This window comes from Microvirga lotononidis, assembly GCF_034627025.1.
GTDB lineage: Bacteria > Pseudomonadota > Alphaproteobacteria > Rhizobiales > Beijerinckiaceae > Microvirga > Microvirga lotononidis.
In genome coordinates, this window is record NZ_CP141048.1 from 3,218,010 (window position 1) to 3,243,137 (window position 25,128).

A 25,128-nucleotide genomic window follows, 5' to 3' on the forward strand; every position below is an offset into this window, starting at 1 on the left:
GCGGAGGTAACCTGCATGAGTCGGAAAAGTTGGCGCTCCGTAAAGGAGATACGCATCGCCGACGTAGCTCGACTTGCCGGCGTATCGACGGCGACCGTCAGCCGCGTTCTCTCGGAGCCGGGAAAGGTGCGGCAGAAAACGCACGATCTCGTGATGGAGGCGGTACGCCGGAGCGGCTACATCCCCAACAGCACGGCCCAGAAGCTTCGCACCCGTCGCACCATGAACGTGCTGGTGGTGGCGCCGCGCCTCACCAATCCGGTCTTTGCCGAGATCCTTCGCGGCGTGGACGACGAGCTGACGCAATCGGGCTACGGGATCATCATCGGCAATCTGGACAACCGGCGGGAGCGCGAGGCACGTTATGTAGAACTCGCTCTGTCCCGGCAGGTGGATGGCGTCCTTCTGCTGACGGGATACATTCCGGAGAACGGTGCCCGTGACATGCGGGAATCCGGGCTTCCCATCGTGGCCATGTGCGCCGCCATCGACGACGACAAGATCCCGAACGTGGTCGTCCAGGATCGCGAAGCGACCCGCCAAGCCGTGGAATATCTGGCCGGGCTGGGGCATCGTCGCTTTGGCTATGTCTCGGGCACACCGACCTCGATCATCGAGCACGAGCGGTTCCGTGGGTTCCGGGAGGGCATCGCGGCAGCCGGGTTCGGTCCGGACGATTTTGTGCGCTGGGAGGGGCCCTTCGTGTTCTCGACGGGCGTCGCAGCAGCTGAATCGTTCCTGACGATGAGGGATCGCCCCACGGGGATTTTCGCCGCCTGCGACGAGAGCGCCATCGGCTTCATCAAGCGCATCCGGGAGGAGCGCATCCGCGTCCCGCAGGATGTGTCGGTCATCGGCTTCGACGGGATCGAGTTTTCCGACTACACCGAGCCGACGCTCACCACGTTCCGCCAGCCCCTGCATGAGCTGGGGCGTGCCGGGGCCGACGTTCTGATGAAGCTGATCCAGAACGATATGAGCCCTGGAGATTGGGACATCCGGCTGCCGCTGACCCTGTTGGAGCGCGACACCACCGGGCCGGTTCTGCACAAGGACTACAAATCACTGCGGCGCTCCTCGATCTGAGCGCGCCGCATCGACGATAAGCTTTCAAGGATGAGGAGAACGCCATGCAGCCGGTCCGTTGGGGGATCCTGAGCACCGCGAAAATCGGCCGGACCAAGGTGGTCCCCGGCATGATGAAGAGCCCGCTCTGCGATGTGGTCGCGATTGCCTCCCGGGACGCAGGAGGCGCTCGGGCCATGGCGGAAGAACTCGGCATCGCGAAAGCCTATGGCTCCTACGAGGCGCTCCTCGCCGATCCCGACATCGAGGCGGTCTACAACCCACTGCCCAATCATCTCCATGTGCCCATTACGCTCGCGGCGGCCGCCGCGGGCAAGCACGTCCTGTGCGAGAAGCCGATCGCCGTCACGGCCGGCGAGGCGGAACAGCTGCGGCAGGCGGCCTCGCGGGTGCTGATCGCGGAGGCCTTCATGGTCCGCCACCATCCGCAATGGCAGCGTGCCCGCGACATCATCCGAAGCAGCGAGATCGGGGATCCGCGGGCGATTCAGGTCGCGTTTTCCTATTTCAACGTCGATCCGGGCAACATCCGCAACCAAGCCGGGATCGGCGGGGGAGGGCTCCTGGACATCGGCTGCTATGCCGTTGTCGCAGGACGTTTTTTCTTCGAAGCCGAGCCGCTTCGCGTCGTCACGCTGATGGACCGCGATCCCGCCTTCGGCGTAGACCGGACCGCGAGCGCCCTGATGGATTTCGGCGCCGGGCGGCAGCTGGCCCTCACGGTCTCGACCCAGGCCGTGCCCTTCCAGCGCGTCCAGATTCTCGGGACCAAGGGACGGATCGAGATCGAAATTCCCTTCAATGCCCCGCCCGACAGGCCGACCTGCATTTTCGTGGATGACGGCAGCGCCCATGGCAACCGCTCCGCCAAGGTCGTCGAATTCCCGGTCGTGGATCAGTATCAGCTCCAGGGCGAGGCGTTCAGCCGGGCGCTCCGTGGCGCTGCGCCGCTGGATTACGGGTTGGAGGACTCCATCCTGAACATGCGCATCCTGGACGCCCTGCTGCGGTCGGAGACGTCGGAGGCCTGGGAGCGGGTCTGAGACCGGGCCTCGTGGCTGCCGGGCATTCCCTCGGCAGGCCGAATCAGGCTGCTTCTTCGCACGTGCCAGATCTCCCTTGCCTCAACCGTTCAGCGGGCCGAGGCGGCTCGCCAGACTGTCCCGGATGCCGCGGAGGATCAGTCGTAGCCTGAGAGCCCGCTTGTCGGCCAAGACTGGATAGGTCGCCAGAAATGCCAAGCTTCGGCTGATGAAATAGAGGCGCCAGGCGAGGGGCGTGTAGGGTTGCCGGGCCAGCCAGAGAGCGTTTCTCACCCAGTAATAGTTCCGTACCGGTACATGGACCGCCACCTCGCGAGACCCGACCCGGACGGTTCCGCTTCCGAGCCGATGTTCGACGGCGGCCGTGGGAGAGAGATAGCTCCTGTACCCGGCGGCCCGGGCGCGGAAGCACCACTCCACGTCGACGAGGTCAATGAAGAGGTCTTCTTTGAAGCTGCCCACCGCCTCCAGAACCGACAGCGGCACCAGCGACCCCGAAGCGATGATGAAGTCACTGGCAATCGGGCGCGTCTCGGCCGCCAGGGAGAGCCGCGATACCCGAAGCCCGTCGGCGCGGTAGGCTCTCGTCTGCCTCCGAGAATTGAGTTCGAAATAGGCCGGGCCTATGGCCGCTACCCTTTCTGACCGATGGGTGAGAGCAGCCAGGTTGTCCGCCAAATCCCTCACCATGCCGGACGCGAGAACCGTATCCTGGTCGAGCAGCAGGACATGGGTGAAGCCATCGTCCCGGGCCCGGGCGATGCCTTTGTTCTGAGCCGCGGCAATGCCGATATTGCCTTCGATTTCAATAAGTTGGCCGTTGTACCGGGTGGCAACATGCCTGATCTCTCCGGCATTGGTCGATCCATTGTCGACAATGACGAGACCCTGCACCTGGGGCGACACCGACTCCAGCACCTGGGCCAGCAGCGCAATCTCCGGATTATATGTGACCGCAACGGCCAAGATGCGCATGGAAGCCCCCTGGATCAGGCGAGCGTAGTAAAGCGATGTTGACAGGCGAGCAAGCTTGGGAATGGTGCGGAGGACGGCGAGCCTCCCTGGACGGTGCCCCATGTCCTGCCGCGCCGCCACGGTCGCTCCCGTGTACGGCTTTCATTCCGGATCGGATCCGCCCCAGGTCGTAATGCCAATAAGGTGCCAGGGTTGCTGGAGCAATGCCGAAGAGGTATAGCGGCGTCCGAGGGGCTCCAGTTAGGCTTGCCATCTGGAACCGTCTTCCCTTGCGTAAGGCGCGGCACTATGGCGCTTTCCGAAGGTATGCGGTCTGGATCAATGCCCTTATAGAAGGGGCGCGCTTTCCCACGAGCCTGAAGCCGAGATTCTTCGATGCACAAAGACACGCTGCTGAAAAAGTTGAACGACAAGACCGCTGTGATCGGGATCGTCGGTTTGGGCTATGTCGGTCTTCCCCTGTCCCTCCGCTACGCCGAGGTCGGGTACAAGGTCGTCGGCTTCGACATCGACCAGAGCAAGGTCGATGTTCTGAAGCAGGGGCAGACCTATATCGAGCATATCGGCTCCGAGGGGATCGCCAGGGCGATTGCCAGCGGATTCGAGCCGACCTCCGATTTGTCCCGCGCCCGCGACGTCGATGCTCTGATCCTGTGCGTGCCGACGCCCCTCAACAAGTATCGCGAGCCGGATCTCAGTTTCGTCCTGAACACCGTCGACGCCCTCGTCCCGCATCTGAGGGCAGGCCAGGTCATGTCCCTGGAGAGCACGACCTATCCCGGCACGACGGAAGAGGAACTGCGCCCGCGCATCGAGAAGGCCGGTTTCACGGTGGGCGAGGACGCGTTCCTCGTGTTCTCGCCGGAGCGCGAGGATCCGGGCAACGCCAAGTTCAGCACGCACACCATTCCCAAGGTCTGCGGCGGTTCTACCCCGTCCTGCCTCGAGATCGGTCTGGCGCTTTACGGGCAGGTCATCAACACGGTCGTTCCGGTCAGCTCCACCCAGGCGGCCGAACTGACGAAGCTTCTCGAGAACATTCACCGGGCGGTGAATATCGGCCTCGTCAACGAAATGAAGATCATTGCCGATCGCATGGGGATCGACATCCATGAGGTGATCCGTGCGGCCGCCACCAAGCCCTTCGGCTTCGTGCCCTATTATCCGGGACCCGGGCTCGGCGGCCACTGCATTCCGATCGATCCTTTCTACCTGACCTGGAAGGCACGCGAGTACGGGCTGCACACGCGCTTCATCGAGCTTGCCGGCGAGATCAACAGCACGATGCCCGAATGGGTCGTCGAGAAGATCGCCGATGCTTTGAACGAGCGCGAGAAGCCGATCCGTGGCAGCAAGATCCTCGTGCTTGGCATCGCCTACAAGAAGAACGTCGACGACATGCGGGAGTCGCCGTCGGTCGAGCTGATGACGCTGCTTCAGGCGAAGGGCGCGGAGATCGCCTACAGCGATCCGCATGTCCCGACCTTCCCGAAGATGCGGCGCTACGCGTTCGATCTCGAAAGTGTCGAGCTGACGCCGGAGACGTTGGCTAGATACGATCTGGTGCTGCTGGCGACGGACCACGACAAATTCGACTATGACGCCATTGAAAGAAGCGCGAATCTAATCGTCGATACGCGCGGACGGTATCTCGGTGTGCGCAGGAATGTGGTCAAAGCGTAACACGCAGGTACGAAATAAGGTCCAAGACTATAGCCAGTGCCTGATCTTTGAGTGTCGGCGCAAACCGAAAACGTTTTGTGTTGCGCACAATAGCTCCAGTTTGGGTAACGGAATCAAGGAAGCCGAATTTGAGAACCGACGGTTCACAAGTATTAGAAGTGCTGCACGAGGTCCGCGACGGCTGGCGCTGGCGTGAACTATGGACGACGCTCGGATGGCGCGAGGTGATGACACGCCATCAGCGCTCGAACATCGGCCCGTTCTGGAACACAATTGGTTTGGCGTTCGTCGCAATCTGTATCGGTGGTCTGTACGGCGGGATCTTGGAACGACCGCATTCGGAGTATATTCCCCATCTTGTCGCAGGTTACATGATATGGACATTCCTGGCGTCCTTGGTGATTGAGGGCAAGGACGCCTTCGTAAGCAATGCTGCCGCTATTCGCGAGATCGCAGTTCCGGGGACAGTATACGTCTATAAGCTCATTTGGAAGAATTTGATTATTCTTGCCTTCAATGCTCTCGTTTACTTGGGGGTCATGGTTCTTTACCAAAAATCGCCGTTTCCGAGCATTGTTTTGGTTCTGCCAGCATTGGCAATCGTGTTGTTGAATGCAATTTGGGTAGGGTTATTGCTGGGGCTGATTAACGTTCGTCACAGAGATTTTGGAAATTTCATCCCCAATGCGATGCGTCTCGGGTTCTTCGTGACGCCCATTCTTTGGTACCCGGACGCCGTTAGTGGGCTTCGCGCGATTTTTGTGCATCTTAATCCATTCTACTATTTTGTCGAACTTGTGCGTGCGCCGCTTCTGGGTCAGGTGCCGACGTCCTTGATCTGGGCGGTCGCCATCGGAATTACGGTGATCGGTTGGGGTATCACTTTGCCGATCTACGCCCATTGGCGGCGGCGGATTGCGTTTTGGGTTTGAGGTCAGGTTATGGTGCTGGTCAAGCTTGAAAACATAACGCTGGATTTTCCAGTTCCGGCCTGGAAGTCCGAAAGGCGTCGCTCTTCGTCGCAGGAAAAGCCCATCGGGGGGCAATTGTCCGCAGGACGGTCCGGACATACGGTGGTGCGCGCTCTCGATCAATTGTCCCTCACGCTGGGACCAGGCGATCGCTTGGCTCTGCTTGGGCACAATGGAGCGGGCAAGACCACTCTTCTGCGCGTGATGGCCAAGCTTTATGCACCCACCCATGGACGAGTGACGATTCAAGGACGCGTCGCGCCGCTGCTGAACCTCGCGTTCGGGATGGATATGGATTCAACCGGTTACGATAACATTTTCATTCGTGGCCTCTTCCTAGGTATGAGCAAGGCCGAGTTGAGAAAAAAGGCTGATGCCATTGCCGAGTTCAGTGAACTCGGTGACTTCCTCGATTTGCCCATGCGCACCTATTCATCCGGCATGCGGGCACGCTTGGCCTTCGCGATATCAACGCATGTCGAGACAGACATTCTGCTGCTCGACGAGGTCGTGGCGACGGGGGATGCACGGTTCTTCAGGAAGGCTAATCAGAAGCTGGAGAGTTTTGCACAGGAGTCGAAATTGCTGGTCTTGGCCTCTCACTCCAACGAGGTGCTGCGGGATCTCTGCAACAAGGCTCTTCTTTTAGAGCATGGGCGAGTTAAGGCATTCGGAGCTATCGATGAAGTCATCGAAACCTACGCGTCCTCTAAGATTGTAAATGCCAAGGGTGGTTGATCTCATCACGCCGGCAGTGAAGTGGCAGCGTACATGTCCTGAAGCTAAGGGCGGCCCACTTGCCTCGCACTCGGTAATCTTGTGTCTACCTCAGTTGGGTGGGCTGGCTCTGAGTAGCAAGGCAGCGGACACATGACTCAGGATACTCGGCACTCAGTGTCCCAAGACGTCGAAGGGGACGTCGGCGCGGATGCCTCCTTTCTGCGTGAGCAGATTGAAAGGCAAACCAATGAGATTGCCAAACTTCAGGCCACGATTCATGGATTGCAAGCCGAGATCAGGGATCTTCACGGATCCTTGTCCTGGACGGTCACGCGTCCATTGCGCGCCCTGGCCCGCAGCCTTCCCGGCTTGGCTGCCGTGGTTCAACGCACCCTTGATCGAACGAAAGATGGTTTAGCCGTCGTATTGCCGAAGCAGGCTGCACAGGCGCTGTTCGACAATCGTTGGGAGATCCGAGATAATATAGCTGAGCAGATTGCCGCTTACCGGACGGCCGCAGCCGGCAAGCGTCGGATTGTGATCTACACGGCAATCTTCGGTGAATACGACAACCTGCTCCTTCCCGAGCGCGTCGACCCAAGTGTCGATTACGTGTGCTTCACGGATCGTCCACGAAACGATTACGGCATCTGGCAAATGCGAGCCGCGCCGTACTATCATCCGGACCCAACAAGAATTGCCCGCTGGGTCAAAACACATCCGCATGAGTTGTTTCCGGATCACAACGTCGCTGTCTGGCTCGACGCCAACATCATTCTGAAGGGTGACATTCACCACTACGTTGGATTGGTTGCTGGGCGGGACGCCCACCTCGGTCTCATTGCTCACCCGCACCGCGCATGCTTTTACGATGAGGCGGAAGCCTGCAAGCGCTTGAACAAGGACTCCGCGACGCTAATCGACAGACAGGTCGAGCACTATAGAAAAGCCGGCTTGCCCCTCCAGCAGCCACTGTTCGAGACGGGCTTCATGGTCGTTCCCCTACAAAAGCGGGAGACCTCGGATGCTCTTCACCTGTGGTGGCAGCAGATCGAACGGTATAGCCGCCGGGACCAGCTTGGCCTGGCGTGGGTGAATTATCGCCGTCCCGATCTCACTGTCGTTCCACTGCTGCCGCAGGGCGCCTCGGTGAGGCATCACGAAGATTTTCTGTACTATCGGCATGTTTTCGCACGAGCCTTGATTGTTCCGGAACAACTCCTGCGCCTAGGGACGCTGGCCAGCCCCATCAGGGGGCAGTCCTTTGTCGAGGCGAAGGAAAGACGATTGAAAGCGGTCACCGATGTCCCGGTCGACATCATCGTATGCGTGCATAATGCTTTGGAGGATGTTCGCCTCTGTCTGGAATCTGCTTGGGCAAGTCTGCTGCCCAATCACAGGATCATCATCGTCAATGATCAGTCTGACGAGGCAACGACCGCATATCTACGTGATTTCGCCGCGAACAGGGCCCAGGTCACCTTGCTAGAGAACGACGAGAACCTAGGCTATACACGCTCAGCCAACCGAGGTCTTGCCGCTGGAAACGCGGCCTTTCGCATTCTCCTGAACAGTGACACGATTGTAAGCCCCAATTGGGCCCTGAAGCTCCTCGACGCCGCAAGTCAGAGCGATAGGATCGGTATCGTTGGCCCGCTCTCGAATGCCGCAGGAGCGCAGTCAATTCCTGAGATCAAGGCGAAGGGCAAGAATACAGCCATTAATCTGTTGCCACCCGGCGTGAGACCTTCCGATCTCGATCTCGCCTGCGAGGCCTGGAGCAACGCGGATCTCATGCCGCGTGTGCCCCTCGTCCATGGTTTCTGCTTCGGCATCAAGAAGGAGGTCATTGAGACCATCGGGTTCTTCGACGAGGAGAATTTCAAGCTCTTTTACGGCGAGGAGAACGATTACTGCTTTCGAGCCCTTGAGGCTGGCTTTGAACTCGCCATTGCGACCAGCACCTTCGTCTATCATCGCAAGTCGAGAAGCATCGATGAGGAAAAGCGGGTGGTCCACATGGCCGAGGCCTGGAAGCGCCTGCGGGAACTCTATGGTGCGGACAAGATCCTAGCTGCGTATCGACAGGTGGAGGAGCATCCCCTGCTGGACCGCATACGCGAGAAGGCTGGGCGCTATTTGCGGTCATCTCACGGAGCGAAGTAGAACATCATCTTTCTACCTTAAGTTGAATTGTTCTCGAATGTGGCTTATTGCCCCTCGGGCATGGACCACGCCGGAAGCCGTGGACGATGTTACCATAATAGGCTAGTACCCTGCCGGGACGCATAAGGCGCATCGCTTATTCGGGGCGCGAGCGCGCGCTCGACACACGAGGACGAAGAAGGGCAGGGGACATGGCAAAGAGATTTTTAGTCACCGGAGGGGCCGGATTCATTGGTTCGGCTGTCGTCCGCAAGCTGATTTCCGGCACAGCCCATCAGGTTCTCGTTGTCGACAAACTCACTTATGCAGGAAATCTCGATTCCCTTAAACCCATCGCCAACAGCGATCGCTACCGTTTTATGCACGCCGATATCGTCGATACCGGGCAAATGCAGACGGTAATTGGCGAGTATCAGCCGGACGTGATCATGCATCTTGCGGCCGAAAGCCATGTCGACCGCTCGATCGACGGGCCGGGAGAGTTCGTGCAGACGAACGTCGTCGGTACCTTCACGTTGCTTCAGGCGGCGTTGGCGTACTGGGGCAAGCTGGATGCTGTGCGCCGTGACGCTTTTCGCTTCCATCACATCTCGACTGATGAGGTCTTCGGCTCCCTGGGCGAGGAAGGCTTCTTCCACGAGGAGTACCCGTACCAGCCTAATTCTCCTTACTCGGCCTCCAAGGCGGCATCGGACCACTTCGTGCGTGCATGGCACCACACCTACGGCCTGCCGACGCTGATCACCAACTGCTCCAACAACTATGGGCCGTACCACTTCCCTGAGAAGCTCATCCCTCTCATGATCCTGAATGCGCTGGAGGGAAAGCCACTGCCGGTCTACGGCAAGGGCGAGAACGTGCGCGACTGGCTCTATGTCGACGATCATGCGGAAGCATTGATCCTTGTGGCGGAGAAGGGCAGGGTGGGTGAGAACTATAACATCGGCGGATGGAACGAGCGCACGAACATCGATGTCGTGCGCTCTATCTGCAGCCTAGTCGACGAGATGGCGCCGAGTACTGCGATTGGGCCACGGGAAGAGCTGATCTCCTTCGTGACGGATCGCCCGGGTCACGATCTGCGCTATGCTATCGATGCCAGTAAGATCGCGCGCGAGCTGGGATGGCGCCCGGCGGAGACCTTCGAGTCAGGCCTCAGAAAGACCGTTGCTTGGTATCTCGACAATCAGGCTTGGTGGGAACGCGTCCGCTCCGGGGTGTATCAAGGTGAGCGATTGGGCGTGGCTGTTTAAGCCTGAGTTCATGGTCTAGGGCAATGGAAGAGGATGCGACGTGCTGAGTGTGGAGCCGACGATCATACCGGAAGTGAAGATTGTGACCCCGAGACGCTTCGGTGACCACCGAGGTTTTTTCTCGGAGACGTACAACCGACAGCGCTTCATCGAAGCTGGTATCGACACTGAGTTTGTCCAAGACAACCATTCACTATCCGCAGCCGTCGGCACTGTGAGGGGCCTCCACTTTCAGAGTGAGCCATTTGCCCAGGCCAAGCTTATTCGTGTCGTGCGGGGCAGCATTCTCGATGTTGCCGTCGACATCCGACGCTCCTCTCCAACCTATGGTCGACACGCTGCAGTCGAGCTGTCCGCCGAGAATGGACGCCAGCTTTTCGTGCCGATTGGGTTCGCGCACGGCTTCTGCACACTCGAGCCCAATACTGAGATCCAGTACAAGGTGTCGGCTTATTATTCCGCCGCGAACGATCACGGCTTGGCTTGGAATGATCCTGAGTTAGGCATCGCCTGGCCGATCGCTCCTGCGGAAGCGATCCTGTCCGACAAGGATAGTCGCCAACCGACTTTGGCCGAGCTACCAGCGTATTTCTCGTAGAAATTATGGATATGATGTGCTGTTTGGAAACACGCGTAATCGTCGAGAGGGCTAGGTCATGAAAGGCATCATACTTGCTGGCGGGAGCGGCACCCGGCTGCATCCGATGACTTATGTGACATCGAAGCAGTTGCTGCCGATCTACGACAAGCCGATGATCTATTATCCACTGACCACGCTGATGTTGGCCGGCGTTCGGGATGTCTTGATCATCTCAACGCCAGAGGATCTGCCGAGGTTTCAGCAACTGTTAGGATCTGGAGAACAGTGGGGGATCCGCCTGTCGTATGCGGAGCAGCCGAAGCCGGAGGGGCTCGCACAGGCCTACATCATTGGTGCTGAGTTTGTTGCCGGCGGTCCGTCTGTGCTCATCCTCGGGGACAATGTGTATTATGGCCACGGGCTGACCGATCTTCTGCGTTCCGCAGCCAGCCGCACGTCCGGTGCCTCGGTCTTCGCCTATCATGTGACAGACCCAGAACGTTACGGTGTCGTCGAGTTTAGTACCAGTGGCAGGGCGATTTCGATTGAGGAGAAGCCCAAAGTGCCTCGTTCGAATTGGGCTGTGACAGGTCTGTATTTCTACGATTCTCAGGTTGTCGATATTGCCGCGCGGTTGAAGCCGTCTGCACGAGGCGAATTGGAGATCACAGACGTCAACCGTGTCTATTTGGAGATGGGGCAGCTTCAAGTTGAGCTGATGGGGCGTGGCTACGCCTGGTTGGATACGGGGACCCCAGATAGCCTCGTTGAGGCTGCAGAGTTCGTGCGTGCTCTCGAGAAGCGCCAAGGCTTTAGGATCGCCTGCCCGGAAGAAATTGCCTTCAATGCCGGTTGGATCGAGCGCGATCAACTCGTTGCGCTCGGCACAAAGCTTGCGAAGAGCACATATGGACAGTACCTGCTCCGGATCGCAGAAGGGGCGTAGGGATGCTCTGTGCTTGTGGGCTATAACCAAGGGGCACGGGGATCCCTGCGGGCGCCAGGGGGTGAGAACGTCTTCTGGATTCTTTCCGCTAGAATGTGAGATCCTTAAGGCGGAGATATACCAAGCTCCCTGGCGGGTGAGTGTACCCTGTTCATGAAGAGCCGCGTCATTGCCCTTGATCAAGCGCCAGCCCAGTATCTGCTTTGTGTCGCACACAGCGCGGCATGATCGGCCAATCTTGGATTCGTCGACGCGGTATCGCTGTTATCATCTTGCCGAAGCCCTTCGGGCTAAGGGATGTCACTGCGTCGTCGTCTCACTCACTGAGTTCCTGAAGAACCCGTGCTATGCGTATAACGTCTATATTTTTCATAGACCGAGTGCCGATGTTGATCGCTTTCATTCAACTCTTGAGGACTTGCGACGATTAGGAAAAAGACTGCTGGCCGATTACGATGATCTGATTTTCGGATCAGCCGAAGAAGCATTGTTGTATCCGGCATTCACGAGTGGGCTACGCACGGCGAAGCAGGTAGCTGCAATGTTCCGCGCAAATCTGCTGGCGCTTCTGGAGTTCGATTTCTTCACGACGTCGACGGAGCCTCTGAAGCGGAAGGTTATGGAGCATAAGACAAACGGGCGTTGCGAGGTCGTCCCAAACGCTGTGCCTGACTCTGTCTTGGCCATCGCTGAAGAAAATGAGCTTCATCTGACGTCGCGCCCATCTAACGTCGTCGGTTACTTTGCCGGTACCAAGACCCATGACAAGGACTTGCTACTCGCAGAGGAGGGGATCCTTAGATTCCTGGAAACGGATCCTGAAGGGCGATTTCTCGTGGTCGGGCCTGTGTCGCTTCCGATCGCCCTTGCGGATCACCGACGGGTGATTCAACACGGTGTTGTCGATTACCTTCGTCTTCCGAAACTCATGCAGCAGTGCTCAACCGTCATTGCGCCGCTCGAGCAAACAATCTTCAACGACTGCAAGTCGCGGGTGAAGTTCTTGGAAGCTTGTTTAGCCGGATGCCGGCTCATTGCCACCCCCATTCCCGACATGAAGGCGGCGGCCTGTCACTGGGCTGATCTACCCCAAACCCAGGACGAGTGGCAGACAGCCCTCGCGCGCAAGTACAGTGAGTCCGTTCGCTCGAATTTGGCTTCCGAAAGGTTCTTGTACCTGAAGGGGCAATGCCACGCCGCGCGCTCGGCCGACGCTCTCCTATCGTTGTTAGGAGAGTGAGCGAACATGCGCATTCTCATTTATATCGAGCCTCATCCAATTCGTGACTCCATGGTCGCCCAACTACACGTCGCAAATTACTTTGCCCGCATGTTCATGGCTGCGGGCCAAATGCCGCCCGATTATGACTACCGTTTGTATAGCAACGCCAACATCCTAACGACAATTCTCTCAGAGTTCCCGAGCGTCAAAGATCTTTGCCTGATGCCGACTGTGGCGGAGCAGGCACTATTCCAGCGAAACCTCGTGCCTTGGCTTGAGAGAGGTATGCATGAGTGGATCGCCCTCGCACATGGTGAAGGTCTAGCCTATCAATACCACAAGGTTCTTGCCGACATTCACGCGCGCTTTCCGTTTGATTTGCTGGTTCATTGGGGGGCGAATGGCGCGGTTGATCGGTTCTGTAACGATAACGGACTCGGACGGGTGACCATGGAACTGGGGTGCACCCGGAGTCCGTACAACAGCACCATTGTGTTCGATCCCAACGGAGTCAGTGGAAGTGCCTCGCCGTCACTAGTCGACATTGCCGATCTCCGTACGGTTGTTGGCAGCAAGGGCAGTTCCGCTGAACTGGACTTGATGACGTACAGCGGGTCCGCCGGGCGAAACCTCTACGAGGCTAGGTTCGACTATAATGCCGCCCTTGACGAGCAGATTATGGGCATGGCTGCGGGAAGGCGGATTGCGTTCTTACCGTTGCCTGCGCACGATGATCCAAATCTCCAGCTGTACTCGAGGTTTTCGACACCGACTGAAGTTGTCGATCAACTGCTACCGCAACTTACTGAAGCCGGCTTTTTCTGCTTAGTAAAGCCTCATCCGGCTATGCGCACGCGCCCCAGTGGCGGCGCTGAACATTTTCGCGTACGTGAGGTCATCTTTAGGAGCCCCAGTGCCTTCTGCATTGATAGTCAGATGGGTGCCTCCGCGAATATTCGTTTGATTGAGCTCTCAGACGTACTTGTGACTGTAGCCAGCTCTGTCGGATTCGAAGCGACGCTTCATAATAAACCTGTTTGCGTACTGGGGAAGGCAATCTATAAGCCGAGCAACGTGTTTCCAAGCCTTGATGATGTCAAGTCTCAGCGAATATTTGAGCAAGATTTTGACAATAGATATAAGCACGAGACCGGAGTTTTGAGGAGCTTCTTCTTGGACGCCTACTTGGTTCCGGAGAAATCTGCATTTGACCTAACCGTCTTCACGGATCGGGTACGCCAGCTCTCAGGATTGAGAGGCCCGGCAGCCGAGATAGTGCAGTCCATCTATCGTCAATTTGGTTCGGCCGGACGGCAGCAAAGGCTGGTGCAATTTGACCGACAGCCGCCGAGCTCCGCCTCCACCCCAACCAAGCAGGAGCAAGATGAGCTGCTCGCGAATGTTCAGGCGCGGGTGTCTGCGCTCCTAAACTCTACGTCGTGGCGGGTTACTCGCCCCTTACGGCTTACTAGCGCGAAGTTGCGTGGCGTTGACTACATCGATCCTCGAGAACCAAGGTCTGTGCAAGAGGGAATCCGCACAATCGAACGCATCATGTCATCTGGTAGTTGGGCGATTAGCTGGCCCATGCGGCTGGTCGAGAAAGGTTGGGCGGCACTGAGGCGCTGAAACCTGTCTTCGCTAATCACTGGAACGTCAACAAACGCCAGTTCAGACGGCGGTATAGAAGTTCGACGATAAGCGAGATGTCCGTATCAGCATGGCTAAAACTCGCGTCTCTATAATTGTAGGGACGAGTTAACCCTTGCAGGCTCGCCATGCATCGAATATTCCCAGCCTTTTGATGCCACTACGCTGAGACAGGTGCAACATGCCGCTCTTTGCCGCAGAGAACGACCAGCCTTGCAATGGTTGCCATTCTGATTAACGAATTGTTATATCATAAAATACGCGGAATGCGAGTTCTACTTTCCTCAGCCAAACAATCATGAGAAGCGGCCAATGAATCGCGAGTTGCATACCCACTACCAGAAGAACGACGGGGTTTGGCTGCCCAAATCAAGCGCCCCGTCGATGGCTGAGTTCACTTATTCGGATGGTGAAGAAATCGAACGCCGCATCTATGAGGCAATCACGTCGGCATCAGATAAATCGCTGTTCTCGCGAGAACTCATGCGAGAAGCCAAAGATTGGGCATCAACCTATCACCTTTCAGCAGTTCGATCCAATCTCCTTCGCCCGCTCAAGACAATACTTCAGGGCCGCATCCTCGAACTGGGGGCAGGCTGTGGTGCGATCACGCGCTATTTGGGAGAGCTTGGAGCCGAGGTTACGGCTGTTGAAGGATCTCTAGCACGCGCCAGAATTGCAAGTGCGAGAGCCTCCGATTTATCTAATGTCAACGTTGTCTGTGATCGAATTGAGAGCTTTGCATCTCAAGCCAAATTTGATGTCGTAACGCTAATCGGGGTTCTTGAGTATGCCCGAGCGTTCGCACCGTACGCGGGATTCACTGAAAGAGAGTTGCTCGGCCAAGCGGTGTCTCACTTAGCCGACGAGGGTTTGCTAATTCTGGCGATCGAGAACCAGTTTGGGCTCAAGTATCTCGCAGGTGCAGTAGAGGATCACGTTCAAGTTCCATATTTCGGAGTAAATGATAACTACCGGAGCAATACAGTTATTACGTTTGGCCTGGACGAGCTTAAGGGCGTCTTGTCTGACGCAGGTCTCGTACACCAAAGTGTTTTCATTCCTCTTCCTGACTATAAGCTCCCGATTTCAGTACTCTCACCAGAAGGCGCTACTCGCGACGGACTGTTCGACGCTGAAGCCCAACTGGCGCAATCTGTGTTTGCAGACCTGCAGCGACCCGTTTCTCCGCCATTTTCACTCGAACGCGCGTGGGGAGTCGCATGTCGCAATGGCCTTGCTCAGGATCTCGCGAATTCTTTCTTGATTGTGGCTTCGCGGACTGACCAGAGGTTGTCACAGGTACACTCCAAGAAGAGTCTCGCGTGGCACTTCTCCCTGGCACGAGCTCCTGCATTCACGAAGCAGGCAGAGTTCGTCTCGGAAGGTGACCATGTATTCGTGAGACGGTCTCGCGTTACAAACGCACAGCTACCTGCTGTTCCTCTCGAGAACATCATCGCGGACGAGCCATACATCCCAGGCAAAAATTGGTGGCTCGAACTCGTAGGGGCGCTTAATGAGCCGAACTGGGGCATTGATACGCTCGGCTGCTGGGCGAAGCCTTGGATGGATCTTGTGGCGAGGCATGCCCACATAAAAGATATTGCGGCAATCGGTATCCATGAGACAGTGGACGGCGCTCTCTTTGATGCAACACCATTCAATGCTATTATGGACGCGGATGGCCAGTTGCGCTTTTTCGATCAGGAGTGGCGTGTAAAAGCTGCGCTGGAAATTGGGTTTGTTCTCTTTCGTGGCATCAGGGACAGCATCTTACGGATCAACAGCTGCTCTCAGCCGAGAGATGGCACTCCCCATAGTGTTAATCGACTGGTCATGGCGGTCCTAGCACACAATGGCGTGTTGATTACACGAAATGAGGTGGAACGGTACCTCGAGCTCGAACTACGTATCCAGAAATGGGTCATTGGTGAGCTGGACGAGGCAATCGATCATAGAAGTGTGAAAGACTCGTGGAACGTTACTCTCAGCATTCGCCCGCCAAGCCACAACACCAATCATCTTGTTGCCGAGCGAAATAGGCTTCTAGCCGAGCGCGATGACATCCGTGCAGAGAGGGATCGGCTCGTTGCTGCCCAAGCGGAGTTACAGAAGAGTCGTGCCCAACTGGAGATGGATCGCGCTGAGTTACAGGCAAACCTCACGACACAGATTGCGCAGTTAGCGAACCAGAAGGCAGCCAACGCGCGCCTTAAAAAACAGGAAAGGCGATCGCGGAAACAAGAACGGCAGGCGCGTAAAACACTCCGCCGATTCCAGCAGAGTACCTCATGGCGCGCCATAAGCATGCTGCAGAGAGGGCTGGAGCGTCTGCCTGATCCTGTCCGTCTAGCTTTGCGCCGCGGCGCTAAAGGAGTTTGGTGGGCGCTGACTCCCCATAAAATACCCGAGCGGATCGCTTCACTGCGTACCCGCAAGCAGTCGACCGTCGAGACCAAGCCGCAGCCACAATCTGTACCTGTCGCCGCGAAACGCACCAAACAGCAATATCTCAGCTTCCAGCCGGATCCAACGGGTGGTCAATCCACCAGTCCAGCGGATCGCAACGGCCAGTATGTGCTGCAGGCGCATTCGAGTGGTTATACCTATGTACCACCACGACAACCCGATGACCTGGACGCGATCCTGGAAGGACTGCTGCGCCGCCCGCGCTTCTCGATTGTTGTGCCAACTTATAACACTACGGCCGATCTTCTTTCGCGAATGGTGGCCTCAGTTGAAGCGCAATGGTATCCCAACTGGGAGTTAATTATCGCTGATGATGCGAGCCCGCTCCCCGAAACACGTGAATTCCTTGAGAGCATCAGGAACCCTCAAGTCGAGGTGCTGTTGCTGGATAAGAACAGTGGAATTTCTGGTGCTACCAATGCCGCTCTGCAGAGAGCTACGGGTGACTACGTTGTTTTCCTCGACCATGACGATGAGCTAACTCAGGACTGTCTCTACGAGCTGGCGCTCTGCATCAACCGAGAGGAGCCGGACTACATCTACAGCGATGAGGACAAGATCGACGAAGAAGGGCGTTTTACGCAGCCTTTCTTCAAGCCGAGCTGGTCTCCTGATACGCTGATGAGCACCATGTATACCTGCCATGTAAGCTGCGTTCGCCGCAGTTTACTGCAGGAGGTTGGCTTGCTTCGCACTGAATTCAATGGCAGCCAAGATTGGGACTTGGTCCTTCGCGTGACCGAACGTACAAAGCGCATCGCACATATTCCCAAAGTGCTCTATCACTGGCGTATTATCCCGGGCTCGGCATCAGGATCTCTCTCCGCTAAATCCTATGCGATCAAAACAAGTCGAAGCGCGCGTGAGGCGGCATTGAAGAGGCGCGGCCAAGTCGGATCATTGGAGCCGATTGAGCAGGTACCCGGTCACTTTCGGGTTCGCTATGGGGTGACTGGCACCCCGTTGATTTCTGTCATCATCCCCAGTCGCAACAATGGACTTGTGCTGGAACGCTGCCTTGACTCGCTGTTTTTAATGAGCTCATGGCGCAACTTCGAGGTCGTGGTGCTCGACAACGGCTCCGATGACGCGGAGACTCTCAACGTCTTGCGCGAATTAGCCGAACGAGACTCAGTTCGGGTTGTCAGGCATGATGCTCCATTCAACTATTCTGAGTTGAACAACATTGGTGTTCGTGAGGCAAAGGGTGAGATCCTGCTCTTCTTGAACGACGATACGGAATTGCTCACCCATGACGGGCTAGAGCGGATGGCTGGATATGCCCAGCTGCCGCATATCGGCGCCGTTGGTGCCAAGCTTTTATACCCGGAGGTGATGCAAGTGCAGCACGCCGGAGTGCTCAACCTGCTCCCCGGTCCCTCTCACGCCTTTTTGCGAAAGTCACCTGATGAGCCAGGGTATTTCATGCGTAACCTGCTGGAATACAACTGGGTGGCAGTTACAGGCGCCTGTCTTATGGTCGAACGCACGAAGTATGCCGCTGTAGGTGGGTTCGACGAAAGGTTTCCAGTCGCCTACAATGACGTGGAACTGTGCTTTCGGCTTCTGAAGCATGGACTCTATAATGTGGTTTGTCCTTCAGTACGACTCCTGCACTATGAATCGCTTAGCCGCGGCAATGACTTTGATAATCCAGAGAAGCGTGCTCGGTTAAACGCTGATCGGTACCGCCTCTATGCGACACATCCGGACTTTCTCATGCACGACCCCTTCTACAGTCCAAACTTGCATCCGAGCAGCGTCAACTTCGATCTGCCAGCGTAAGCGACGGATTAACTCATCAATGTTTTGTGAAGATACCTCATCATGAAAAGCCTGCAAGAGATCGGTTCCTCGTCTATTCCTTCGGAGGAGTTGATATCGGAATCACTGCGGAACGTTGGGCTACATAGAAGCGGGTTTGCCTTGCTCGGCTTCCTCAATTGGATCACTGCGCAAGCGAAAGAGGATAGCATTGAGCACGTGCTCTTCGTGGTTCACGCCGATCATTTATTTCGGAAGCTAGAAGAAGCAAGCAAAGGTCGCATACGATTTGCCCTTCCATCTTACTCTTGCATTAGAGGTGGTCGACGCGCTTTGACTACTGCCAGCTTGAGGGCGGAGAGCTTCGATCCGTCGCTCCTACTGACGGATGTTGCCGGACTTACACCTTTGGGCGTCCTGGAACGGATTGGAGTCTCGGCGCCGGCAGATCATGTGCTTGAGAATCTTGGGCTCGGTCCGCGAATGCTCCTGCGCGAAGACATGATGCCGCGAATGAGGGACTTTTTAACTGCGTGGCGATCGGAGATCCTGAAGGTGTCTCAGCAACTGCGGCGGAATCTGTTCCACCATCTGCTTAACAATGGCGTATCTGCCGGTTGCCGAGTCGCAATCGTTGATGTGGGTTGGAACGGGGAGGCGCAGTGCGCCTTCGACACTGCTCTAGATGGCGTGATGCCCCTGAAAACCATTGGTTACAATTTTTTCCTTTCTGAAGATCCTGACTGCCAGCGTCGGCGACGAAACTGCAGTATGAAAGCTCAAATCAACTCGTGCAATGTGGCGCCTGGCTTCATTCAAGCGATGTATAGAAATCGCGCACTATGTGACTTTCTGTTGTTTCCGAGGGTCAGAGAGAGCACCGGTGATCAAGGTAAACAGCGTGGCCGTGGCAACGTTCCAGAAAGCGAGCTAGTTGGGATTGAGGAAGTCACTGCGATGTCGTTGGAGCTAGAGGCTGGAATACTGGACTTTGCGTCTCGTTGGAGCTCAATGGATAGTGGCGCAGTCGAAGTTCAAGATCCGGTTGAGCTCGCTATGCCGCTTCTGAGGTTCATCGTAGATGGGGAGAGCGCTCAGAATCCGATCGTGGAGCGATTACAAAGCGGAAACGCTTCGCTGCTGTAGAGATCGTTTCGTTGTCAATGCAATCAGCTGTTCGAACTGCACGGGGCTTACGCTATTGCAAATGCCGGATGATGCCGCACGGTGTTGTAGAGCGGCGCTGAAGGAACAATCATCGCTTTACGGGCCACTGGTATTGGTTGACTTTGTTGCATAGATCGTCATATCCGTGGCAAAAAGTTGAAGTATGTCGGCCCTAGAGTTTCGTCCTAGTGTCGAAAATAGCGAGCACTCACTTGTTGAAAGCTCGTGAGAGCGCAATCGCGGGTCTAGGTTGGGATCACAATAGAAAGTGTACACGTTGAAACATGCTCGGTGGGGGATTCAACCTACGTATTTGATGCTCGGAGCCCTCCTAGCTGGAGTCGTGCTTTATGTTGCTCTTGGGCTTACCCCATCTCACTATGGAGTAGGTTTCAAGCAACTGGGGATTGATGAAGGGCCGATATTGGGCACTGCTCGTCCGATCCGATCGGATGAGTGGATCGTTCTGACACCGTTATTTCAGATTGCTGTTCTGGGCGAGTTCTCTCCAATCGACATGATCTCACCCTACCATGAATCCCTGAAAGGGTTTATGGCGTTGCCGATCCTCGACTGGTCACTCATTTTCAAACCACAAGTCTGGGGGTTCTGGCTCCTTCCACCTGGACATGCATACTCATTTTACTACGCATTCATGTGGGCCACGTTTCTTTCTGGTTACACAATCCTGCTTAGACAGTTAGGTGCGTCAACTGCAATTTCTGCCCTTGGCTCTGTTATTCTCTTTTTCTCACATTTCGTTCAGGTTTGGTGGACAACCGGACCTGCCACTTACTCGTTTGCAGCTTGGCCTTTGATAATCTTCTTGTCGCCTTTGCGGCCATGGGTCAAAGGGCCATTGCTTTTCTGGACGAGCTCTGTTTGGATCTTTGGCTTCGTCTATCCTGGAACTATTATACCAACAGCCTTCGTGCTGGCTGTTCTCCTCGTGGCACTTCGGCGTGATGCACTGACAATTAATAACATTATTGCCGGGGGAATCGCGGTAATTGCCGTTGGTATAGCATTTTTCCTATACTTTGGAGATCTTATCTCAACTATGGCTGGCACGGTCTACCCTGGTGAAAGATGGGTAGGCGGAGGTGGCGTGCCAGAATCTAAGATCCTCGCGCATCTCTTACCATTCTTTACGACCAGCCAATTTGATGCACTGCTTGCAAACTCCAATGAGTGCGAGATCGCAGTCGTCTCCACTCTGCTGCCATTAGCCCTACTAGTGTTCGTACGTTATTCGTCTATCCTAGATCAACTCAACAAGGTTGGCCTATCTGCCTACCTAATTGTTGGCGCACTAATTCTCATGCTGGGATGGATGGTCCTACCAGTGCCGGCAAGTTGGGGTGCGCCTCTCCTTTGGCCTGTGGTGCCGCCAAAGCGCATGTCCTGGGCTTTTGGGCTATTGCTCACACTCTCATTGGTCGTGCTTGGATCTCGGCTGAGATATAACCTTACGCCTCTCCGCCTTGCCATTTTCGGACAGATTCTTGTAGCTGCATGGCTCGTCTCCAAGATCGGCTTTACCGAGGTTTGGCCAACAGTGAAACTGAGTGCATGGGCAGCGTTGTCGCGAAGCTGGTTTGATTTGCTTCCGCTGCTGCCCTTTGGATTGGCAACATTTGTTGTCCTATCGAGATCGGTTCCCATGCAGCACCATGCCAGCTTGATCTTCCTCGCGGCAGCGCTCAGTGGCCTTGCTACGTTTGGGACGTTCAATCCCGTCCAACAAGCGCATGCAATCTTCGATCTGCCTGATAGTGATTTCCAGCGGCAAATCCGACAAAATGCACGTTCCAACCCGAATGGCTGGGCAGTGGTACCCGGAGGATATGGCGCTTTGCTCAATGGTGCTGGGATACCAGCGATCAATCATACGTTGCCTACTCCTCAATTCGAGTTTTTTCGCCGTGTATTTCCTGAGATGTCGGAAGGGGATTTTCGACAGGCATTCAATCGCTATGCGCATGTCATTCCAGTAATCGGGGGAGTTCCACATTCACCATCTGCGGACGTAGTGCACGTCCCCGTGGAGCCCTTCTTGCGCCTAGTTCCTAAACGTGGCCCGGCAACTCATTAGACCTATGACGCCAATGATCTGATCCCTAAAAACTGGACCAGTTTGGGTTAGAGTTTTCCGCGGTATTTTCCCTGGCTGGGAAGGAGCGGAAGACCCATGAAGGCAGCACGGTTCACGGACGCCCAGAAGGCGTTCATCCTTAAGCAGGGCACGGATGGAACGCCCGTAGCGGAGATCTGCCGCAAGGCCGGGATCAGCCAGGCGACCTACTTCAACTGGAAGAAGAAGTATGACGGGCTGCTGCCGTCCGAGATGAAGCGCCTGAAGCAGCTCGAGGACGAGAACGCCCGTCTCAAGAAGATCGTCGCGGATCTGACGCTCGACCGCGAGATGCTGCAGGATGTCATCAAGCGAAAGCTTTAAGGCCTGCTCGCCAGCGCGAGCTCGTGGCCGGGATGTGCCGGGAGTGGGCGGTGTCGATCCGCAGAGCCTGTGCGGCTCTTCGGTTTGACCGCTCCACCCACCACTACAAATCCCGCCGCACCGAGCAGGCCGGTCTCAAGGAGCGCATTCGTGACATCTGTCAGACGCGAGTGCGCTATGGCTATCGCCGTGTTCACGTCCTGCTGGAGCGGGAAGGCTGGGGCACGAACATCAAGCGGACCTATCGCATCTACCGGGAGCTGGGCATGCAGCTGCGCAACAAAACACCCAAGCGGCGGGTGAAGGCCAAACTGCGGGACGACCGCCAGGTGGCCGTGGGGCCCAACGACGTCTGGGCGATGGACTTCGTGCATGACCAGCTGGCCACCGGCAAGAAGATCCGGGTGCTGACCGTGCTCGATACCTTCTCGCGCTACGTGCCGGCCCTGGACCCGCGCTTCAGCTACCGTGGCGAAGACGTGGTCGCTACCCTGGAGCGGGTCTGCGGCCAGATCGGCTATCCCAAGACCATCCGGGTCGATCAGGGCTCGGTGTTCGTGTCGCGGGATCTGGATCTGTGGGCGTACCAGAAGGGCGTCACGCTCGACTTCTCCCGTCCGGGCAAACCGACCGACAATGCCTTCATCGAGGCGTTCAACGGCCGGTTCCGGGCGGAGTGCCTGAACCAGCATTGGTTCCTTTCGCTTGCGGATGCTCGCGAAAAGCTGGAGGATTGGCGTCGATACTACAACGAGGAACGGCCCCATGGTGCCATCGGGAACAAGTCCCCGATTGTGCTGACGAAATCGGGTGACGCAGCCAGCCCGTCACCCTGATCAACGCCGGAAAACTCTAACCGCAGGTGGTCCAAAATCCGGGAGCGGTTCACACCTGCCGAGGCTCTAAACGCCACTGGATGAAACTTCGGTGGCAGGTCAGATCGCCTGCTGCATCATTCGACGGTGATCACCATCCGCGGTGACAGCTACCGGCTTCGTGAAAAGCGCCGATCCGGCCTTCTGCAGAAGGCCGGAGGAGCCCTTGAAACCGAAGGAGACACAAAGCGATGAGAGGGGGTCAAACCTTCAATTCGCCCAAGGGGTCAATTCTTCGTAAGCGGTGTTCTAGCCGCACCTTACGTTCGCATGTCTGAGCGGCGAGACTGACGATCTTGGATTGAGGATCGTTTTGTGTCGATGGTTGACCATATGCTTGAGCCGCCGCGGCCCGTGCGGCGTCTGGAAGTGATCACCGGCGTTGGCGGACGCCGGCGCTGGTCAGCCGATGAGAAGACGCGGATCCTGGAGGAAGCGATGGCGCCGGGCGCGGTGGTGTCCGAAGTGGCCCGCCGCAACGGCCTGTCGCCCCAGCACCTGTTCACCTGGCGTCGTCAGGCCAAGCGCGAGGCTGACAATCATCCTCTGACCTTTACCCCAGTTGTTGTCAGCCCTGACACGCCGCAGCCCACGCCGGCCGCCTGCCGTGAGGCGGTGATCGAGATTGTCGTGGAGGGTGTCGTCATCCGCGTCCCGCCCGGTGTCGATGGAGCGTACGCATCCGGCGACGACCGCGGAATCGCTGGCTGCAATGTGGTAGAGTACTGCCATGGCGATCGATCACGACAAGATCGACGAGGCGGTTCTCGCCCTGATGTGGCTGACGCTGCACGATGGATGCCGAGCCTGGAAGAGCTTTGATTGGGCTGTGACCGATCGGCTCTACGAGAAGGGGTTCATCTGCGACCCCGCCAACAAGACCAAGTCCGTCGTCCTCACCGAGGAAGGCTTGCAGAAAGCCGAAGAGCTCTTCAAGGCGCTGTTCACGCGATAGCCCTGAGCCTCAGGCCGCGGCTTGCTCGTCCCGCAGCGCCTTCCAGTTCCAGGGCAGGAGTTCGGCAAGGCGCTTGGCTGGATGCTCCGGCAAGCGCGCCAGAATGTCGGCCAGCCAGGCGCGCGGGTCGACCTCATTGAGCTTGCAGGTCTCGATCAACGTGTACAGCGCGGCCGCCCGATGCCCGCCCACATCCGAGCCCGCGAAGGTCCAGTTCCGGCGCCCGACGGCAATGCTGAGGATACCGACGAAGCCGTCCACTTCGTCCAATCTGAAGCCGTCCAGGCATTCCGATTTCAAGCCGTCCATGGGTCCGAGGTGAAGTCGTCCACCTGAGCGCCGCTCTTCGGGTCAGTGATGGATGGTGGTTGAGGTGGTGACGCTGGTCAAGCGTCGGCTGGCGTGTGGCGGGTCTTGCGCAGGCTCTCGCCGGTCAGATTAATCCGGTAGGCGTTGTGCACGACCCGATCGAGGATGGCGTCCGCCAGCGTCGGAACGCTGCCGATCATCGCGTACCAGTTCTCGACCGGCACCTGGCTCGTGATCAGCAGCGAACCGGCATCGTAGCGGTCCTCGACGATTTCCAGCAGATCGCGCTGCTGCTCGCCGGTGAGCGCCTCAGGACCCCAGTCGTCGAGGATCAGCAGCTTGGCCCGGGCAAGACTGCGTAACAGGCGAGAGTAGCGGCCATCGCTGCGGGCGAGATCGAGCGCCGCAAACAGCCGTGGCACACGATGGTAGAGCACCGACAGGTCCTCCCGGCAGGCCCGGTGTCCCAGGGCGCAGGCGAGCCAGCTCTTCCCGACCCCGCACGGGCCGGTGATCAACAGATTGCGCCGCTCGCGGATCCAGTCGCAGGTGGCCAGCTTGAGAAACAGCGCCCGGTCGAGGCCGCGTGCGGCCCGGAAGTCAACATCCTCGACGCTGGCGGGATGGCGCAGTTTGGCCGTTTTGGCCCGGGTCTCGCAGCGCTTCTGCTGCCGCGTCGTCACTTCATGATCGAGGATCAGGCCGAGCCATTCGGCATGGCCGAGCGCGTCAGCCTCGGGAGTGGCGCTGAGCGCCTTGAAGCCTTTGGCCATGCCGTGCAGGCCCAGCGCGTGAAGCTGGTCGAGGGTGGGATGGATCAACATGGTCGGTCT

19 protein-coding genes and 2 pseudogenes are annotated in these 25,128 nt (G+C 57.2%); 18 read left to right on the forward strand and 3 right to left on the reverse strand.

Features of this window, described 5'->3' with window-relative positions; all coding sequences use genetic code 11:
• Positions 1-15 precede the first annotated feature (15 nt).
• Both U0023_RS15270 and U0023_RS15275 read left to right on the forward strand, forming a co-directional pair.
• Positions 16-1,086 (forward strand): LacI family DNA-binding transcriptional regulator, encoded by a 1,071-nt coding sequence (locus U0023_RS15270; protein ID WP_009764846.1) that lies wholly within the window; start codon positions 16-18, stop codon positions 1,084-1,086.
• A gap of 44 nt (positions 1,087-1,130) precedes the next feature.
• On the forward strand, positions 1,131-2,129 hold the full coding sequence (locus U0023_RS15275; RefSeq protein ID WP_009764847.1) for a Gfo/Idh/MocA family protein: 999 nt from the start codon (positions 1,131-1,133) through the stop codon (positions 2,127-2,129).
• Positions 2,130-2,210: 81 nt separating this feature from the next.
• Here U0023_RS15275 and U0023_RS15280 read toward each other — a convergent pair whose 3' ends face one another.
• On the reverse strand, positions 2,211-3,224 hold the full coding sequence (locus U0023_RS15280; protein WP_009764848.1) for a glycosyltransferase family 2 protein: 1,014 nt from the start codon (positions 3,222-3,224) through the stop codon (positions 2,211-2,213).
• A 255-nt stretch (positions 3,225-3,479) separates the two neighbouring features.
• On the opposite strand from U0023_RS15280, the gene U0023_RS15285 reads away from it, so the two are divergent.
• The 16 genes and pseudogenes from U0023_RS15285 (at position 3,480) to U0023_RS15360 (ending at position 23,986) form a co-directional block, all read left to right on the forward strand.
• Positions 3,480-4,787, forward strand: coding sequence for a nucleotide sugar dehydrogenase (locus tag U0023_RS15285; RefSeq protein WP_009764849.1), 1,308 nt, complete (start codon positions 3,480-3,482; stop codon positions 4,785-4,787).
• 128 nt (positions 4,788-4,915) lie between these two features.
• Positions 4,916-5,719, forward strand: coding sequence for an ABC transporter permease (locus tag U0023_RS15290; protein ID WP_009764850.1), 804 nt, complete (start codon positions 4,916-4,918; stop codon positions 5,717-5,719).
• Between the two features lie 9 nt (positions 5,720-5,728).
• Complete coding sequence (locus tag U0023_RS15295) at positions 5,729-6,496, forward strand: ABC transporter ATP-binding protein (RefSeq protein WP_009764851.1); 768 nt, start codon at positions 5,729-5,731, stop codon at positions 6,494-6,496.
• A gap of 156 nt (positions 6,497-6,652) precedes the next feature.
• Positions 6,653-8,644, forward strand: coding sequence for a glycosyltransferase (locus tag U0023_RS15300; RefSeq protein ID WP_195904263.1), 1,992 nt, complete (start codon positions 6,653-6,655; stop codon positions 8,642-8,644).
• A gap of 191 nt (positions 8,645-8,835) precedes the next feature.
• Positions 8,836-9,897, forward strand: coding sequence for a dTDP-glucose 4,6-dehydratase (rfbB, locus tag U0023_RS15305; RefSeq protein WP_009764853.1), 1,062 nt, complete (start codon positions 8,836-8,838; stop codon positions 9,895-9,897).
• A gap of 40 nt (positions 9,898-9,937) precedes the next feature.
• Entirely contained in the window at positions 9,938-10,495 is a 558-nt protein-coding gene (rfbC, locus tag U0023_RS15310; protein ID WP_009764854.1) for a dTDP-4-dehydrorhamnose 3,5-epimerase, read from the forward strand.
• 58 nt (positions 10,496-10,553) lie between these two features.
• Positions 10,554-11,423: a glucose-1-phosphate thymidylyltransferase RfbA gene (gene rfbA / locus U0023_RS15315; protein WP_009764855.1), complete on the forward strand. Its 870-nt coding sequence runs from the start codon at positions 10,554-10,556 to the stop codon at positions 11,421-11,423.
• A 238-nt stretch (positions 11,424-11,661) separates the two neighbouring features.
• Positions 11,662-12,663 (forward strand): glycosyltransferase family protein, encoded by a 1,002-nt coding sequence (locus U0023_RS15320; RefSeq protein WP_154661295.1) that lies wholly within the window; start codon positions 11,662-11,664, stop codon positions 12,661-12,663.
• A gap of 6 nt (positions 12,664-12,669) precedes the next feature.
• Entirely contained in the window at positions 12,670-14,274 is a 1,605-nt protein-coding gene (locus tag U0023_RS15325) for a capsular polysaccharide export protein, LipB/KpsS family (protein WP_009764857.1), read from the forward strand.
• Between the two features lie 333 nt (positions 14,275-14,607).
• On the forward strand, positions 14,608-18,552 hold the full coding sequence (locus U0023_RS15330) for a glycosyltransferase (RefSeq protein WP_009764858.1): 3,945 nt from the start codon (positions 14,608-14,610) through the stop codon (positions 18,550-18,552).
• A 42-nt stretch (positions 18,553-18,594) separates the two neighbouring features.
• Positions 18,595-19,677, forward strand: coding sequence for a hypothetical protein (locus U0023_RS15335; RefSeq protein ID WP_009764859.1), 1,083 nt, complete (start codon positions 18,595-18,597; stop codon positions 19,675-19,677).
• A gap of 337 nt (positions 19,678-20,014) precedes the next feature.
• A complete protein-coding gene (locus tag U0023_RS15340; RefSeq protein WP_009764860.1) occupies positions 20,015-21,793 on the forward strand; it encodes a DUF7657 domain-containing protein in 1,779 nt (592 codons plus the stop codon).
• 96 nt (positions 21,794-21,889) lie between these two features.
• A protein-coding gene (locus U0023_RS15345; RefSeq protein ID WP_322883747.1) for an IS3 family transposase occupies positions 21,890-22,992 on the forward strand; the annotation gives its coding sequence in 2 pieces (ribosomal slippage) (positions 21,890-22,151 and positions 22,151-22,992; 1,104 coding nt in all).
• Positions 22,993-23,094: 102 nt separating this feature from the next.
• A pseudogene (locus U0023_RS15350) lies at positions 23,095-23,226 on the forward strand (ATP-binding protein); the annotation flags it as partial.
• A 243-nt stretch (positions 23,227-23,469) separates the two neighbouring features.
• The gene (locus U0023_RS15355) at positions 23,470-23,853 is read left to right on the forward strand and encodes a transposase (RefSeq protein ID WP_322883786.1); all 384 of its coding nucleotides are present in this window, start codon (positions 23,470-23,472) and stop codon (positions 23,851-23,853) included.
• Positions 23,762-23,986: a DUF6429 family protein gene (locus U0023_RS15360; protein ID WP_009763248.1), complete on the forward strand. Its 225-nt coding sequence runs from the start codon at positions 23,762-23,764 to the stop codon at positions 23,984-23,986. Before U0023_RS15355 ends, U0023_RS15360 begins: the two co-directional genes overlap by 92 nt.
• Positions 23,987-23,995: 9 nt before the next feature.
• Here the strand turns inward: U0023_RS15360 and U0023_RS15365 are convergent.
• Together U0023_RS15365 and istB are read right to left on the reverse strand one after the other, a co-directional pair.
• Positions 23,996-24,220, reverse strand: a pseudogene (locus U0023_RS15365) (transposase domain-containing protein); the annotation flags it as partial.
• Positions 24,221-24,372: 152 nt separating this feature from the next.
• Positions 24,373-25,119, reverse strand: coding sequence for an IS21-like element helper ATPase IstB (gene istB, locus U0023_RS15370; RefSeq protein ID WP_009494081.1), 747 nt, complete (start codon positions 25,117-25,119; stop codon positions 24,373-24,375).
• Positions 25,120-25,128 lie beyond the last annotated feature (9 nt).